At 54.6% G+C, this 16,659-nt stretch carries 16 protein-coding genes; 11 read left to right on the forward strand and 5 right to left on the reverse strand.

Features of this window, described 5'->3' with window-relative positions; translation table 11 throughout:
• The 4 genes from cysB to acnA all read left to right on the forward strand — a co-directional run bounded on the left by cysB (position 1) and on the right by acnA (position 4,988).
• Positions 1-975, forward strand: a complete 975-nt coding sequence (gene cysB / locus J2Y91_RS18575; RefSeq protein WP_048915959.1) for an HTH-type transcriptional regulator CysB — start codon at positions 1-3, stop codon at positions 973-975.
• Positions 976-1,477: 502 nt separating this feature from the next.
• Positions 1,478-1,636 carry a YmiA family putative membrane protein gene (locus J2Y91_RS18580; protein ID WP_099754619.1) on the forward strand — a complete coding sequence of 53 codons (159 nt, stop codon included), beginning with the start codon at positions 1,478-1,480 and terminating at the stop codon, positions 1,634-1,636.
• Between the two features lie 2 nt (positions 1,637-1,638).
• The gene (locus J2Y91_RS18585; protein WP_099754620.1) at positions 1,639-1,803 is read left to right on the forward strand and encodes a YciX family protein; all 165 of its coding nucleotides are present in this window, start codon (positions 1,639-1,641) and stop codon (positions 1,801-1,803) included.
• Positions 1,804-2,309: 506 nt separating this feature from the next.
• On the forward strand, positions 2,310-4,988 hold the full coding sequence (acnA, locus tag J2Y91_RS18590) for an aconitate hydratase AcnA (RefSeq protein WP_133623744.1): 2,679 nt from the start codon (positions 2,310-2,312) through the stop codon (positions 4,986-4,988).
• 50 nt (positions 4,989-5,038) lie between these two features.
• Here the strand turns inward: acnA and ribA are convergent, their stop codons facing one another.
• On the reverse strand, positions 5,039-5,629 hold the full coding sequence (gene ribA / locus J2Y91_RS18595; protein WP_048915961.1) for a GTP cyclohydrolase II: 591 nt from the start codon (positions 5,627-5,629) through the stop codon (positions 5,039-5,041).
• A 228-nt stretch (positions 5,630-5,857) separates the two neighbouring features.
• On the opposite strand from ribA, the gene pgpB reads away from it, so the two are divergent.
• From pgpB to yciH, 5 genes are all read left to right on the forward strand, one after another.
• A complete protein-coding gene (gene pgpB / locus J2Y91_RS18600; RefSeq protein ID WP_048915962.1) occupies positions 5,858-6,631 on the forward strand; it encodes a phosphatidylglycerophosphatase B in 774 nt (257 codons plus the stop codon).
• 162 nt (positions 6,632-6,793) lie between these two features.
• Positions 6,794-7,102 carry a lipopolysaccharide assembly protein LapA domain-containing protein gene (locus J2Y91_RS18605; protein WP_133623743.1) on the forward strand — a complete coding sequence of 103 codons (309 nt, stop codon included), beginning with the start codon at positions 6,794-6,796 and terminating at the stop codon, positions 7,100-7,102.
• A gap of 6 nt (positions 7,103-7,108) precedes the next feature.
• Positions 7,109-8,278 (forward strand): lipopolysaccharide assembly protein LapB, encoded by a 1,170-nt coding sequence (gene lapB / locus J2Y91_RS18610; protein WP_048915964.1) that lies wholly within the window; start codon positions 7,109-7,111, stop codon positions 8,276-8,278.
• Positions 8,279-8,544: 266 nt separating this feature from the next.
• Positions 8,545-9,261, forward strand: a complete 717-nt coding sequence (gene pyrF / locus J2Y91_RS18615; protein ID WP_133623742.1) for an orotidine-5'-phosphate decarboxylase — start codon at positions 8,545-8,547, stop codon at positions 9,259-9,261.
• Positions 9,261-9,587 (forward strand): stress response translation initiation inhibitor YciH, encoded by a 327-nt coding sequence (gene yciH, locus J2Y91_RS18620; RefSeq protein WP_133623741.1) that lies wholly within the window; start codon positions 9,261-9,263, stop codon positions 9,585-9,587. The genes pyrF and yciH overlap by 1 nt, the downstream gene beginning before the upstream one ends.
• An 87-nt stretch (positions 9,588-9,674) precedes the next feature.
• Here yciH and osmB read toward each other — a convergent pair whose 3' ends face one another.
• On the reverse strand, positions 9,675-9,890 hold the full coding sequence (gene osmB, locus J2Y91_RS18625; RefSeq protein WP_048915967.1) for an osmotically-inducible lipoprotein OsmB: 216 nt from the start codon (positions 9,888-9,890) through the stop codon (positions 9,675-9,677).
• Positions 9,891-10,283: 393 nt separating this feature from the next.
• On the opposite strand from osmB, the gene araD reads away from it, so the two are divergent.
• Together araD and J2Y91_RS18635 are read left to right on the forward strand one after the other, a co-directional pair.
• Positions 10,284-10,982 carry an L-ribulose-5-phosphate 4-epimerase gene (araD, locus tag J2Y91_RS18630; RefSeq protein WP_133623740.1) on the forward strand — a complete coding sequence of 233 codons (699 nt, stop codon included), beginning with the start codon at positions 10,284-10,286 and terminating at the stop codon, positions 10,980-10,982.
• Between the two features lie 278 nt (positions 10,983-11,260).
• Positions 11,261-12,127, forward strand: a complete 867-nt coding sequence (locus J2Y91_RS18635) for a crotonase/enoyl-CoA hydratase family protein (protein ID WP_048917952.1) — start codon at positions 11,261-11,263, stop codon at positions 12,125-12,127.
• Between the two features lie 13 nt (positions 12,128-12,140).
• On the opposite strand, the gene pdeR is transcribed toward J2Y91_RS18635, so the two are convergent.
• The 3 genes from pdeR to J2Y91_RS18645 form a co-directional block, all read right to left on the reverse strand.
• On the reverse strand, positions 12,141-14,132 hold the full coding sequence (pdeR, locus tag J2Y91_RS18640; RefSeq protein WP_133623739.1) for a cyclic di-GMP phosphodiesterase: 1,992 nt from the start codon (positions 14,130-14,132) through the stop codon (positions 12,141-12,143).
• 177 nt (positions 14,133-14,309) lie between these two features.
• A complete protein-coding gene (locus tag J2Y91_RS23010; protein ID WP_301292164.1) occupies positions 14,310-14,432 on the reverse strand; it encodes a hypothetical protein in 123 nt (40 codons plus the stop codon).
• Positions 14,433-14,633: 201 nt separating this feature from the next.
• The gene (locus tag J2Y91_RS18645) at positions 14,634-16,571 is read right to left on the reverse strand and encodes an exoribonuclease II (protein WP_133623738.1); all 1,938 of its coding nucleotides are present in this window, start codon (positions 16,569-16,571) and stop codon (positions 14,634-14,636) included.
• Positions 16,572-16,659 lie beyond the last annotated feature (88 nt).

The raw sequence follows: 16,659 nt of genomic DNA on the forward strand, positions 1-16,659 counted from the left end.
ATGAAATTGCAGCAGCTGCGTTACATCGTTGAAGTGGTGAACCATAACCTCAACGTCTCTTCAACGGCCGAGGGCCTGTATACTTCACAGCCCGGCATCAGTAAGCAGGTGCGCATGCTGGAAGATGAGCTGGGCATCCAGATTTTCGCCCGCAGCGGTAAGCACCTGACTCAGGTCACGCCCGCCGGGCAGGAGATTATCCGCATCGCGCGTGAAGTCCTGTCAAAGGTTGATGCAATCAAATCCGTGGCGGGTGAACATACCTGGCCTGATAAAGGCTCACTGTACGTGGCGACCACGCATACGCAGGCGCGCTATGCACTGCCAAACGTGATTAAAGGCTTTATCGAACGCTATCCGCGCGTCTCGCTGCATATGCATCAGGGCTCGCCAACGCAGATTGCTGAGGCCGTGTCGAAGGGAAATGCCGACTTTGCCATTGCCACTGAAGCTCTGCATCTTTACGACGATTTGATCATGCTGCCGTGCTATCACTGGAACCGTGCCATTGTCGTCACGCCTGACCATCCGCTGGCGGCGAAGAGCAAAGTGTCGATTGAAGAACTTGCAGAATATCCATTAGTCACCTACACCTTCGGTTTTACGGGCCGTTCAGAACTGGACACGGCGTTTAACCGTGCCGGGCTGACCCCACGGATTGTCTTTACTGCAACCGATGCTGACGTGATAAAAACCTATGTCCGGCTGGGACTGGGGGTAGGGGTAATTGCCAGTATGGCGGTGGACCCCGTATCCGATCCTGACCTGGTGAGAATTGAAGCGACCGACGTCTTTAGCTACAGCACCACCAAAATTGGCTTCCGCCGCAGCACCTTCCTGCGCAGCTATATGTATGACTTCATCCAGCGCTTTGCGCCGCATCTGACGCGTGATGTTGTTGATACTGCTGTAGGTTTACGCTCGAATGAAGATATTGAAGCGATGTTCAAAGACATCAAGCTGCCGGCAAAGTAGTAACCCACAATATTATTGATGATATAAGTGGGCCGCTTGCGGCCCACTTTTTTTATGATTGGTGCCACCGATTACTGCAAACGTTAACCCCATTTCATTATTTTTTCGTAAATGAAACATGTATCACATGTTCCTTCATTGTTATTTCTTAAATGAGAAACAGTACACACTTTTCATTGTCGCTCTTTGCGCCAGGATAGGATGATTCTCATACTCTAGTTAAAAGGAGTGGAGATCGCCTGTGGCCTGAGGCGTGCTAAATTTATCTCTAATTTAGGCTGGACCTAATAGAGGGGCCAATGCAACCAGTTTGGGTTAAGGAGTAATTATTCCCCTTAAGTTAACTTAGCGTTTTTAATTAATCTTTTTGATGCTTGATAAATCCTGTTAATCGTTTTGTTCAATAAAAATTACTGGATTTTGCAACACAGAATGTTTAGGATTCATCCTAATTTCTGATTGGTTCAAACAATCGTTTTAATGAGAGTGATTATCAAAAACTATGGCTACTAGATTATCTGTACAACCCGACTTCGGGGACAAAACCATCAAGGTTGAGCGTAACAGCAATCTGAAACGCAAAGCCTGGCTCACGGTATTCGCTGCTTCCTCATTGTTCTGGGTTGTGGTTGCTTTATCTGTCTGGCGTATTTGGGGGTAACAATGCAACTTGGACTGCACGATCGTAAAGCACAGCAGGTACGTAAAACCGAGCGTTTTTGCAAAGGCAAAAATGACACTCAGGATTCGATTCCAGCATCATGGAATCTGAATGAACTGCAGCGTAATTTTATTGAGTCAATGTTCGAAGACAAGAAAGCAAAATAAGTCACGACGTGACTATTTCCCAGGCAACCTTGCCGGGCATTATTATTAAAACAGATTCATTTAATCTTAAGACCGAACCACTGGTCAGGGCTTCTTGACGCCCAATTCTGATGGTAACGCCATCATTTAACGGTGAAATCCTTGTGGTAGATGCCGAGGATTTAATGCGGTACGTTTTGGTCAGCAGTGGCCTGAGAGAGAATATGATGAATTTAACCCAAATTACCTGGTTCAGTACCTGGACATTTTCAGCCCTGTTCTGGACTAGCGCGTTATGGCTTGCAATGGTGATGCGCTAATCGCGCCTTTAATTAAAAGCTTAGCGTAATAAACAATAACGCCCTGCTGACCTGTACAGCGGGGCGTTTTGTTTTTTAATTTTCATTTTGTTTCAGCTGTTGTCAATTAGTGTTGTTATCAAAACGTTGCTGCCGAGTTGTGCTATGTTTAATCAAACCTTGCAATCACTAAGGTTATGATTATTCGAGCGCACGAATGGAGGAGCAATGTCGACATTAAGCCAAATCAGTCAGGACACGCTGGAAGTCAACGATCAGCGCTACCATTTCTACAACCTCACGAAAGCACAATCAGAGCTGGGCGACATCAGCCGCTTACCCAAATCAATGAAAGTCCTGCTGGAGAACTTGCTGCGCTATCAGGATGGCGATTCCGTCACGGCGGAGGACATCAGCGCACTTGCCGGCTGGCTTAAAGACGCCCATGCCGACCGGGAAATAGCCTATCGCCCGGCACGAGTTTTAATGCAGGACTTTACTGGAGTGCCGGCGGTGGTCGATCTTGCGGCCATGCGCGAGGCGGTTAAGCGTCTCGGCGGTGATGTTGCCAAAGTCAATCCACTGTCGCCCGTCGATCTGGTCATCGACCACTCCGTCACCGTGGACCACTTTGGCGACGACGACGCGTTTGAAGAGAACGTGCGCCTGGAGATGGAGCGCAACCACGAGCGCTACGTGTTCCTGCGCTGGGGGCAGAAAGCCTTTAACCGCTTCAGCGTGGTGCCGCCCGGCACCGGTATTTGTCACCAGGTAAACCTTGAGTATCTCGGCCAGGCCGTCTGGCACGAAGAACAAAATGGCCGCCAGGTCGCTTACCCCGACACGCTGGTCGGCACTGATTCGCACACCACGATGATCAATGCGCTCGGCGTACTGGGCTGGGGCGTTGGCGGCATTGAAGCCGAGGCGGCGATGCTCGGTCAGCCGGTGTCGATGCTGATCCCGGATGTAGTGGGCTTCAAATTGACCGGCAAGCTGAAAGCGGGGATCACCGCCACCGACCTGGTGTTAACCGTTACGCAGATGCTGCGCAAGCACGGGGTGGTTGGTAAGTTCGTGGAGTTCTATGGCGACGGGCTGGATGACCTGCCGCTGGCCGACCGTGCGACCATTGCCAATATGGCGCCAGAATATGGCGCAACCTGCGGCTTCTTCCCGGTCGATGACATCACCCTCAGTTATATGACGTTGACCGGGCGCAGCAGCCAGCAGATTGCGCTGGTCGAGGCCTACGCGAAAGCGCAGGGGCTCTGGCGTAACACCGGGGACGAACCGGTGTTCACCAGCAGCCTGGCGCTGGATATGGGCGTGGTTGAGTCCAGCCTCGCCGGACCGAAGCGCCCGCAGGACCGTGTGGCCCTTGGCGATGTGCCTGCTGCCTTCCGCGCCAGTAATGAACTGGAAGTGAATCGCGCGCAGAAAGATCATAAAGCCATTACTTACCGCGACAGCCACAGCGGGCAAGAATATCAACTGGAAGACGGTGCGGTGGTCATCGCCGCTATCACTTCCTGTACCAATACGTCAAACCCTAGCGTGCTGATGGCCGCCGGCCTGCTGGCGAAAAAAGCCGTGTCGCTTGGGCTGAAACCAAAACCGTGGGTTAAGGGTTCACTGGCACCTGGCTCCAAAGTGGTGTCTGACTATCTGGCCAGCGCGGGGCTGACGCCCTATCTCGATAAGCTTGGCTTTAACCTTGTCGGCTATGGCTGTACCACCTGCATCGGTAACTCGGGTCCGCTACCTGCAGAGATTGAGAGCGCGATTAAGCAGGGCGATCTCACCGTGGGCGCCGTGCTGTCCGGCAACCGTAATTTTGAAGGGCGCATTCATCCGTTTGTGAAAACCAACTGGCTGGCATCACCACCGCTGGTTGTCGCCTATGCGCTGGCGGGCAATATGACCCTGAATCTGCACAGCGATCCTATCGGCGAAGATACCACCGGCAAACCCGTTTACCTGAAAGATATCTGGCCGTCGCCGGAAGAGATTGCTGAGGCGGTACAGATGGTATCGACCGATATGTTCCTTAAGGAGTATGCCGAAGTCTTTGAAGGCACGCCGGAGTGGCAGCAGATCAAAGTCAGTGAGGCGGCGACCTATGACTGGGATGAGGGCTCTACTTATATTCGTCTCTCGCCGTTCTTTGATGACATGGGCAAAGAGCCGAAGCAGGTGCAGGATATTCACGGCGCGCGCGTACTGGCAATGCTGGGAGACTCGGTGACCACTGACCATATTTCGCCTGCGGGCAGCATCAAGGCGGACAGCCCTGCCGGGCGCTACCTGCTGGAGCATGGCGTGGAGCGCACGGACTTTAACTCCTACGGTTCGCGCCGTGGTAATCACGAAGTCATGATGCGCGGAACCTTCGCCAATATTCGCATCCGCAATGAAATGGTGCCGGGCGTGGAAGGGGGCATGACCCGCTTTATCCCGGGTAATGAGCAGATGGCGATTTATGATGCCGCTATGCGCTATCAGCAGCAGGGTACGCCACTGGCGGTGATTGCGGGTAAAGAGTACGGCTCCGGTTCCAGCCGCGACTGGGCAGCGAAAGGCCCGCGTTTGCAGGGCGTGCGCGTCGTCATTGCTGAGTCGTTCGAACGTATCCACCGCTCGAATCTGATTGGTATGGGTATTCTACCGCTGGAGTTCCCGCAGGGCGTAACCCGCAAGACGCTGAAGTTGACCGGGGATGAACTGATCGATGTCCACGACCTCAACCAACTGCAGCCGGGAGGGAGCGTCAAAGTGACCTTAACCGGCGTGGATGGGGCTAAGGAAGTGCTGGAGATGCGCTGTCGTATTGATACCGGTAATGAGCTGACCTATTACCAGAATGACGGCATTCTGCACTATGTGATCAGGAATATGCTGGATTAGCGCGAGTCAGAAGAGAGAGCGGGCCAGGACAGGCCCGCTTTTTTTTGCACTTATTTGGATAACAAATGGCCCATTTTGGCGGCTTTGGTATCCAGATAGTGGGCATTTTTCGGGTTGCGCCCGACGATCAGCGGAACGCGCTCGACGATGTTGATCCCGGCTTCGCTGAGGATCTCCACCTTGCGCGGATTGTTGGTCAACAGGCGAACTTCTTCCACGCCCAGCAGCTTAAACATATCGGCGCACGGGGTGAAGTCACGCTCATCAGCGGCAAAACCGAGCTGGTGGTTAGCTTCAACCGTGTCGTAGCCTTTATCCTGTAGCGCATATGCGCGGATCTTGTTCAGCAAGCCGATATTGCGGCCTTCCTGACGGTGGTAAAGCAGAATGCCGCGGCCAAGTTCGGCAATCTGCGCCATCGCGGCTTCCAGCTGGAAACCACAGTCACAGCGCAGGCTGAACAGGGCATCGCCAGTCAGGCATTCAGAATGAACGCGGGCCAGCACCGGTTTGTTATCAGATATATCGCCATAAACCAGGGCAACGTGGTCATGACCGGTTGCCAGTTCTTCAAAACCGACCATGAGGAAATCTCCCCATGGCGTGGGCAGATTGGCTTCTGCCACCCGTTTAAGCTGCATGTGACTCTCCAGAAACTTCAGGTAGTACGCTATCATCAGATAGCGCTTTGTCAGTCGCCTGACGCAAACAATCCCTCTATTTTGCCACAACACAGGCCGGGGCGGTTAACACGTTAGAGCGATTGTTGTAATACAGCACAAATATCATAAGTACTATCCTTATGTTATTATTTTTTAAGATAATCTTATTACATTGTTGTCAATCAGAGATGCGTAAAAGGAACAAGAATGGCTGATATCGTTAAACGCACCACCCTCGGCGCACTGCTGTTACTGATTATGCCGCTTGGCGTGATGCTATCTGGCTGGCAGTGGCAGCCGGGCGAAATGGGAATAGGCCATCTGGTTCTGTTTTGGTTCACCGAAACGGTCACCAGCCCGTGGGGCACGCTGACCAGCGCGGTTTTGTGCATTTGGTTTCTCTGGTGCCTGCGTTTCCGCCTTAAACCTGCCATATTTTTATTAGCGATAATCATTGGCACGCTGCTGGCTGGTCAGTACACCAAAAGCGTGATTAAAGAGGGGGTGCAGGAGCCGCGCCCTTATGTGCTGTGGCTGGAAAAGACCCACGGCATCAATGAACGGCAGTTCTATGAGCAGAAGCGTAAGCAGCGCAGTGAGATGGTGCGCAGTGCGGTGGCGAACGATCCCCAGCTGCCCGAATGGCTGAAAAAGCACTGGGCGTTTGAAACCGGATTTGCGTTCCCTTCGGGTCACAGCATGTTCGCCGCCAGCTGGGCGCTGCTTGGCGTCGGGCTGCTATGGCCGCGTCGCCGCACCGTGACGATTGTTATCCTGATGGGGTGGGCGGTGACGGTGATGGGCAGCCGCCTGCTGCTCGGAATGCACTGGCCAATCGATCTCATCACCGCCACGCTGATTAGCTGGCTGTTTATCACTCTGGCAACCTGGCTGGCCCAGCGTTTCTGCGGCCCGCTCACCGTGCCGCCGCAGGAGCAGCAGGAAATAAGCGCGCGTGAAACCGAAGCGGATGGATTGTAAAGAGGGCATTTGACCCCATATCTTACTTTTCGCCGGCGCCGTGGCGAAGGAGAGTCAGGGCGCTGTTTCATGTTCTGCCGCGGTTTGCACTCATCAATGCAAGCATCAGGACGATTTTTTTGGCATAATTCATCTGCTTAACTCCGGCATATGGGACGAACTGTGAAATATTTGCTCATTTTTTTAGTGGTTCTGGCGATTTTCGTCATTTCGGTCACTCTTGGCACCCACAACAATCAGGTGGTGAACTTTAACTACCTGCTGGCACAGGGCGAATTCCGCATTTCAACGCTGCTGGCATCGCTGTTTGCGGTCGGTTTTCTGCTGGGCTGGGCGATCTGTGGGCTGTTCTGGCTGCGCGTGCGGGTTTCGCTGGCGCATGCTCAGCGTAAACTCAAACGAATTCAGCAGCAGCTCAGTACGGCTGAAAGCAACGTGACCTCGTCACAGCATCCTGCCGTCAAGGAATAACACTTTATGTTAGAGCTGCTCTTTCTGTTACTTCCCATCGCCGCCGCTTATGGCTGGTACATGGGGCGCAGAAGCGTGCAACAGGATAAGCAACAGGAGGCCAGCCGCCTGTCACGTGATTATGTCACTGGGGTGAACTTCCTGCTTTCTAACCAGCAGGACAAGGCCGTTGACCTGTTCCTCGATATGCTAAAAGAGGACAGCGGCACGGTTGAAGCACACCTGACCCTCGGTAACCTTTTCCGTTCGCGTGGCGAAGTCGACCGCGCCATTCGCATCCACCAGGCACTGATGGAAAGTGCTTCTCTGACCTACGATCAGCGCCTGCTGGCGATTCAACAGTTGGGCCGTGACTATATGGCTGCCGGTTTTTACGACCGGGCGGAGCAGATGTTTGGTCAGCTGATCGATGAAACTGATTTTCGCGTGAGCGCACTGCAGCAGCTGCTGGTGATCCATCAGGCAACCAGCGACTGGCCTAATGCGATCGAGGTCGCTGAGCGGCTGGTGAAGTTGGGTAAGGATCGCCTGCGGATGGAAATCGCCCATTTCTACTGTGAGCTTGCGCTACAGGCAATGGGGAGTGATGACCTTGACCGTGCGATGAACCTGCTGAAAAAAGGGGACTCTGCCGACCGCAACAGCGCCCGCGTCTCGATCATGATGGGGCGCATTCATATGGCGAAAGGCGAGTATGCCAAAGCGGTAGCGCACCTGCAGCGTGTTATCGAGCAGGATAAAGAGCTGGTCAGCGAGACGCTGGAAATGCTCGAAAGCTGCTACCAACACCTGGAACAACCGCAGGCGTGGGCCGACTACCTGCGTCGCTGCGTCGAAGAGAATACCGGCGCGTCAGCCGAGCTTTACCTTGCTGGCATCCTCGATCGGGAAGAGGGCGCGGAAGCCGCGCAGACCTACATCACCCGTCAGCTTCAGCGCCATCCGACCATGCGGGTGTTCCATCGCCTGATGGACTTTAATTTGCAGGAGGCCGAAGATGGCCGCGCGAAAGAGAGCCTGATGGTCCTGCGTGAGATGGTGGGCGAACAGATCCGCACCAAGCCACGCTATCGCTGCCATAAATGCGGGTTTACCGCCCATGCGCTTTACTGGCACTGCCCATCCTGCCGCGCCTGGTCATCGGTCAAACCTATCCGCGGCCTCGACGGCCAATAACCTTCTGTTTTTATTAGCTATCACCCTTTTTATTGTAGGGGCTGACCTTCTTTTCCGGTCAGCCCGTAAAAAGATTCTAAGCCTTATTAGTTACAACATACTAACGCGTTTAGTTTAATAGCGGTTCCAGCCGCACCCGTACTCTCCTGTGCTTAACAGGGAAGGATAATTGTCAGCGTAAACTGTGAATTTCCCTGCGCTATAGGTAGAATGCTCCCCGTTTATCGTTTGCGCCGTGCGGTGCACCAATTAAAGAGGGTATATCCATGCTTTCACCTCAGGTTACCGGCTCACCGATTGTGGTCGCGTTAGATTATGCCGATCTCAATCGCGCAATGGCGTTTGTTGACCAGATTGAGCCCGGCAGCTGCCGCTTAAAAGTCGGCAAAGAGATGTTTACCCTGTTTGGTCCGCAGCTGGTGCGCGATCTCCAGCAGCGCGGGTTCGAGGTGTTTCTCGACCTCAAATTCCACGATATCCCCAACACTACCGCGCATGCCGTTGCCGCCGCAGCCGATCTCGGCGTATGGATGGTAAACGTGCATGCCAGCGGCGGGGCGCGGATGATGAACGCCGCGCGTGAAGCGCTGCTGCCAATGGGGAAAGATGCGCCGCTGCTGATTGCCGTAACCGTATTGACCAGCATGGATGCTGATGACCTGCGCGGCCTGGGCATTGAGCTGTCACCGGCAGAGCAGGCTGAGCGTCTGGCGCGCCTGACCCACCAGTGTGGTCTGGACGGCGTGGTCTGTTCGGCTCAGGAAGCCAGCCACTTCAAGCAGGCTATCGGACAGCAGTTCCGTCTGGTGACGCCTGGCATTCGCCCGGCAGGCAGCGATGCTGGCGATCAGCGCCGTATCATGACGCCCCAGCAGGCGGTGCAGGCTGGCGTCGACTATATGGTGATCGGTCGCCCGATTACCCAGTCCAGCGACCCGGCAGCAACGCTGCGTAACATTCTCAGCGAACTGCAGGGGGCATAATGGTCGATGATAACAGCCGCCTGGTTTACTCCACGGAGAGCGGGCGCATCGATGAGCCGAAAGCGGTGGTGCAGCGGCCAAAAGGCGACGGCATTGTGCGCATCCAGCGTCAGACCAGCGGCCGTAAGGGCAAAGGCGTCTGTCTGATCAGCGGAATTGACCTTGATGATGCGGAGCTGACAAAGCTGGCTGCCGAGCTGAAAAAGAGATGCGGCTGCGGCGGTGCGCTAAAGGATGGCATTATTGAGATCCAGGGGGATAAGCGCGATCTGTTGAAAACCCTGCTGGAAGGCAAAGGTTTTAAGGTCAAGCTGGCTGGCGGTTAATCGTTCGCTGCGCTGAAAAGAAAAGAAGGCCGCGATAAATCGCGGCCTTCTGCATGTAGATGTGCGTGCGGAGCCAATTTCTTATAGTTAGTCGACCTGATGGCCGATAATCCCACCAACGGCAGCGCCGCCTACGGTGCCGAGACCACTACCGTTGGTCAAAATTGACCCACCAATTGCACCGGCACCTGCACCGATGGCCGTATTACGATCGCGTTTCGACCAGTTTGAACAGGCGCTCAGGGAAAGAACTAACGTTGCTGCCAGTACGGCGGCGGTGATGCGTTTTGCATTGATTGACATTATGACTACTCCTTAGTTACAGCGTCAGAAATACCTCTCAAGTATAGAAGAGGGTTGGTACACAAGGCGCTTTTACTGGTGATTTATGTCACTGTTCAGGTAAATAGCGCTTAAAAATAGAACAATTTATTGTGCCATCCACCCGGCAGATGAAGATGAATCAGACCTTTAGGTCTCTAACTATCACCTGCGGCCAGAACAGATAAGCTAATTCTAGATATTGCTGAATATATTTACAGGTAAAAAATCTTAATTCCTACCAGACCTGGCTGTTATTGCTGCCGCAAATCGCAGTGAACAGCCGGAATCTGCCACTTATCCAGCGAATGCTTCCATACCCGCTTTGCCTCCTGCCGCTGACAATAAGTCAGATATCAACACGGAGATAACAGCATGCTGGAACAACTAAAGCAGCAGGTACTCGAGGCAAATCTGGCGCTGCCGCGTTATGGTCTGGTGACCTTTACCTGGGGCAACGTGAGCGCGATTGACCGCACGCAGGGCTTAATGGTGATTAAGCCTTCCGGGGTGAGCTACGAGGCGATGCAGCGTGACGATATGGTGGTGGTTGATGTGGCCAGCGGCGAAGCGATCGAAGGGAGTAAGCGCCCGTCGTCAGATACTGACACCCACCGTGCCCTCTATCTTGCCTGGCCGCAGATTGGCGGTATCGTTCACACCCATTCGCGTCACGCCACTATCTGGGCGCAGGCGGGGAGAGATCTCCCCGCATGGGGGACGACTCACGCCGATGATTTTTACGGCGCCATCCCTTGTACGCGCCAGATGCGCGCCGAAGAGATCGCCGAGCGCTATGAGTGGCAAACCGGGCAGGTCATTATTGAAACGCTGCAGCAGCGCAATATCGATCCTCTGGCGATCCCTGCTGTGCTGGTCAACTCGCATGGCCCGTTTACCTGGGGGAACAGCGCTGAAGCTGCGGTACACAGCGCCGTAGTACTGGAAGAAGTCGCCTACATGGGGATCTTCAGCCAGCAACTTACGCCGGAGTTGCCTGCGGTACAGCAGGTATTACTGGATAAACACTACCTGCGAAAACATGGAAAAAACGCGTACTACGGACAAGAGTAGTTAGCCCGTATCTCCGCCCGGTTGCCACTCTCGGGCGGCATCAGCGTGGCTAAAATCCGGCTTATCAGTGGCGAAATATTTCACTATACGCTGCAGTTGTCACCCCATCATATCGTTTTATTTTTAATCAATTATTTAACGCTATTGCATACTTAACTCAATTTCATCTGGCGTTTATCTGTTAATTTACCTTAAAAATCAAACGCCCTTTTAGCAGGGTCACACTCTGGATTAGGCTGGAGCTGCGTTTAACGCATAACTAATCAGAGGATAATAATATGACCGTTGTAAATCAGACTACCTGCAGGCTCTTTAGCGAAGCTGGACAAATGACTCAGCTCTCCGCCTACTACGAAGAAGAGCGTCGGACGATGTGGATGATGCTTCGTGCACAGCCGCGACCGAGCTTCAATCATCAGCTGATTGAGGAGATTATGAACCTCAGCTACGCCGCACAACGATCCGGGCTGAAGATCGATTTCTGGGTCACCGGTTCGCTGGTGCCGAGCATGTTCAACGCCGGTGGCGATCTGCGTTTCTTTGTCGAATCGATTAAAAACGGGCGTCGTGAAGCATTGCGATCGTATGCCCGCGCCTGCGTTGACTGCATTCATGCCGCCGCGCGCGGCTTTGATACCGGTGCGGTGACCATTGCGATGGTTGAAGGCAGTGCGTTAGGCGGCGGGTTTGAAGCCGCCCTGGCGCATCACTTTATTCTGGCGCAAAACAGCGCGCGCATGGGCTTTCCGGAGATTGCCTTTAATCTGTTCCCGGGGATGGGAGGCTACTCTCTGGTGGCGCGCCGTTCGGGGATGAGGCTGGCGGAAGAGCTGATCTGCGAAGGGGAGTCGCACACCGCAGAGTGGTTCGAAACTCGCGGCCTGGTCGATAAACTGTTCCAGCCGGGAGAGGGTTACCGCTGCACGCGTACCTTCATTGATACCCTGCAGCCGAAGCTAAACGGCGTGAGAGCGATGCTGAAAGCGCGTCAGCGCGTGCTGCAACTCACTCGGGCTGAACTGATGGATATCACCGAGGACTGGGTGGATTTCGCCTTCACGATTGAGCCGAAGGATATTGCCTACATGGAGCGACTGGTCCAGCTACAAAACCGCCACAGCGCACAGCTGCTGAAAGCGGGCTAACTGTTAACCCCCCTCAGGATGTGATCCCGGCATGATGCTGCGTGAGCCAGTGCTCGAGCTGTTCAGCGGGCATTGGCTTTGCGTACAGATAACCCTGACGAATATCAACGCCGTTCGCCATGACAAAGCGCGCTTCCTCTTCGGTTTCGATTCCTTCCGCAATCACTTGCAGATTCAGCGCTTTCGCTACGGCGACGATCGCCCGCACCAGCGACTGCGACACTTCCTGATGATTCACCCCGCGCACAAAACTCTGGTCAAGTTTGATAGCATCGATAGGCACCCGCGCCAGCTGAGACAGCGAGGAGTAGCCGGTACCGAAGTCATCCAGATGTACCGCCGCCCCCAGCGCCTGAAATTGCCCCATCAGCGCCAGCGCCAGCTGCTCATTTTCAATCAGGCAGCTCTCGGTCAGTTCAATATCAATCGGGCTGCTGTCCAGCCCGGCCTCATCGAGTGCCAGTTTTAAATCGGTATAAATACTCTGGTCAATCAGCTGCCGGGCGGAGACGTTAACCGCCACGCGCAGATTGATCCCCTGCTTGCGCCAGTTGAGCACCTGCTGCAGCGCGCTCAGCATCACCCAGCGCCCCAGAGGGATAATCAGGCCAGACTCTTCGGCATAAGAGATAAAGCTGTCAGGGCGCACCAGCCCGCGCTCTGGCGACAGCCAGCGCACCAGAGCCTCAACGCTGGTCACGCCGCCATCCGCATCAATCTTCGGCTGATAGTGCAGCACCAGCTGGTGTTGCTCCAGCGCTTTACGCAGATTGGTATCCAGCCACAAATACTCAAATACCCGCTGGTTCATCTCAGCGCAGAACAGGCAAAACTTACCGCGGCCATTCTCTTTGGCGGTGTACATTGCGGTATCGGCATTGCGGATCAGGCTTTCACGATCCTCACCATGCTGAGGGGCGAGGGCGATACCAATGGAGCAGCCGGTATAAACTTCGATCAGGCCGATACGGAAAGGCTGCTTCAGGCGTTCAAGGATCCGCGATGACATCGCTTCTAACACGGCCTGGCTGGTGTTCTCCGCCAGCACGATAAACTCATCACCGCCGAGGCGCGCCAGCGTCTGGTCCTTGTCCAGGCAGCTGAGAATAGCCAGTGAAACCGCCTGCAGCAGCTGATCGCCAAACATATGCCCGTAGGCATCGTTCACTTTTTTAAAGTTATCGAGGTCAAGATAGACCACACCAATCTGCTCACTGGTGCGTTTTTCCAGCGCTTCGGTAATTTCATGATTGATGGCGTTGCGGTTAGGCAGCCCGGTGATGTTATCGGTGTTGGCCAGCACGCGCAGGCGCTCCTGCGCGCGGCGCTCTTCGGTAATATCGGTGCCGGAACAGATCAGGAAGATTTCATTTTTGCCGCTGCCGCTGTGCACGAATTTGTTGCGGAACAGAAACAGCCGCTGGCCCTTTTTGGTTTTGATCCAGCGCTCAACCTCATACGAACTGCCTTCACGGAAAAAGCTGCTGATATTGCGTCGCGAGGCTGCCGCTTCCTGGCGCGACATAAACAGCTGGAAGACGTTGCGGCCGATAACTTCCTGCTCTTTCAGGCCGGTGTACTCTTCGCACAGGCGATTAAAACGCTGGATATGGCCCTGCTGATCGACAATCACAATCACCGAGTTAGCCTCGGAAACCACCTGTTCAGCAAAGGAGAGGCCCAGTACCAGATCGCGCGCCACTGAGGAAGTATCGCCCCAGGCTGAAGCCGTACCGGCCCACGCCACCTGGGAGACTTTCCTGCCAACCAGATGCATCGACAGGGAGTTACCGTACAGGGTAATCGTCAGATTAACGCTGGAGGTGATCACCGTCATCGCGCGGATCATATTAGCCTGAGGCGTGGTCAGAGGAACGGCGATATTGGTTTCACCGTCTTCATCTTCAGCAAATTGAATCGCATCACTATCAGCAGATAAACGCCAATGAGGGCTGCTGGTACCAAAGTACGCATACAACAGCGTCTGGCCCTGTTCATCGGTCATTTTTTGTCTCCCTCAGTGCTTCTTTACAGATGGTATCTTCTTATTTTAGCAACAGTATTCGGCAAACAAGAGAATCACAACACATAAGGGCAATATTTTTTCAAAGCGCTAAATAAGTTACGCCTCAAAGTAGGGAAAACAGGCAATCAACAGCGGTTGGTAAAGGGTTCGGTCGTGTTACCAGAACAGGGTGACAGCAATGGCTGCCGCCCAGCAGACTGAAGAGAAACTTAACAGAGTAATCCAGCTAAACGAACGCAGCATGCCAGCATCTTCAATTGAGTTAATCATGTTTTTCATCGTAGTCTCGTTGATATTGTCGGCGGAGGGGTTCCTGTCCCGAATCTGAGGCTAGTTTGGCAGATGGCGGGTTATGACAATATCGGACGCGACTGACGGTTCTGTAGGGTAAATGACTTTTATTTGTAGGAAAGATACTACTAGGGGTGGGGGGGAGGAAAAGAGGGCGGGATAAGCTAAGTTATCCCGCCGCTTTCACGGTCAGGCGACCGGACGAGCCACGATGCTGCGGGTTTCCATGCGCACTTCGGCGATGGTCACCTCAATCAGGTCGGTGACGCGATAGACCACCTCACCTTTGATCTGCACCGTGCCGTTTTCATTGCTCAGCACCAGCTCATCGCGTACCGCATGAATAAACGGTGCCGGGATAAAGGCGACAGCGCCGTTATCCTGCAGACGAACACGCATGCCCCCGCGCGAGACGTCGATAACCTCGGCGCTAAAGCGCCGATCGGTGCCGACCGCTTTCTCAAGGAATCGCGAGTAGAGCCAGTCACCGACATCGCGCTCCGCCATGCGGTTTTGACGGCGGCGCTCGGCCATTTTCACCGTCAGCTCATCGGCAGGGCGCTCAGCGGCTTCACCTTTGATCATCGCTTTCAGCAGGCGGTGGTTAACCATGTCGCCGTACTTACGAATAGGGGAAGTCCAGGTGGCGTACGCCTCAAGGCCAAGACCGAAGTGCGGGCCAGGAGTGATGCTCACCTCAGCAAAAGACTGGAAGCGGCGAATGCGGCTGTCAAGGAACTGGGTGGGTAGCGCATCCAGCTCACGGCGCAGGTTACGGAAACCGTCCAGCGTGGCAATCGCCAGCGGATCGGCGGTGACGCCGTGGTTGGCCAGCACGCCAGCAGCCAGCTCCGCGTTAGCTGCATCAAAGCCGAGGTGCACGTTATACACGCCAAAGCCCAGCTTATCGCGCAGCACGGTGGCAGCGCAGATATTGGCAAGGATCATCGACTCTTCCACGATGCGGTTAGCAATGCGGCGGTGTTCGGCGACGATATCCAGCACTTCGCCTTTCTCACCCAGCAGGAAGCGGAAATCAGGGCGATCTTTAAACACCAGCGCATGCGCCTGGCGCCACGCGCTGCGTGCCAGGCACAAGCGGTGCAGCAGGCGGATCTGCTCAGCAATCGCTTCGCTTTCCGGCTGCCATTCGCCGCTATTTTCCAGCCAGTCAGACACGTTGTCGTAGACCAGCTTGGATTTTGACTCAATCCAGGCGGCGAAGAAGTGGATATCCTCACCCAGGGTGCCATCCGCAGCCACGGTCACGCGGCAGGCCAGCACCGGACGGCGCTCGCCGGCGCGCAGTGAACAGGTGTCATCAGACAGCTGGCGCGGCAGCATCGGGATATTAAAGCCCGGCAGATAGTTGGTGAATGAGCGTTCAGCGGCAACCGCATCCAGCTTGCTGCCCACTGGCACGTAAGCCGTCGGGTCAGCGATGGCGATGGTCAGACTCAGCGCGCCGTCGGCGGCTTCTTCCACATAGAGCGCATCATCCATATCTTCGGTGCTGGCGCTATCGATGGTGACGAAGTTCAGGGCAGTGAGGTCTTCACGCTCCAGTCCTTCATCCAGCATCTCTTCCGGCGCAGCCACGTCCGGGGCTTCACGCTCCAGATTATGGCGCGACAGCGTTACCCACCAGGGAGCCAGATGGTCATCCGCAGTGGTAATAAATTCGGTCAGTTCAGCATAGAAGGTGCGGTCGCCCTTCAGCGGATGGCGGCGCATCTCTGCCACCGCCCAGTCTCCGGCCTGGAAGTCATGCTTCACACTGCGCTCTGCGCGGCACTGGATCGCATCTTTCAGCAGGGGATGGTCGGGAACGATCGACAGGCGGTCATCTTTTCTCTGTACCCGGCCTACAAAACGCGTCAGGAAAGGTTCAATCAGCGTTTCAGGATCGGCAACTTCGCGATCTTTGTCGGTCTGAATCACTGCGCTCACGCGGTCACCGTGCATCACTTTTTTCATGAACGGTGGCGGAATAAAGTAGCTTTTCTGCGGGTCGACTTCCAGGAAGCCAAAACCTTTTTCCGTGCCTTTTACCACACCCTCAACACGCGGTGTCTGGGAGTGGAGTTTCTCTTTAAGCTGCGCGAGCAGCGGGTTATCCTGGAACATAATTTCAACGTTTTCGTGGCCTAAGAGCGGCAGACAGTTTTACGCGATTAACCGCGCTACGGCAAGAAAAAACCCCGTTTCCGGGGGC

This window comes from Erwinia aphidicola, assembly GCF_024169515.1.
GTDB lineage: Bacteria > Pseudomonadota > Gammaproteobacteria > Enterobacterales > Enterobacteriaceae > Erwinia > Erwinia aphidicola.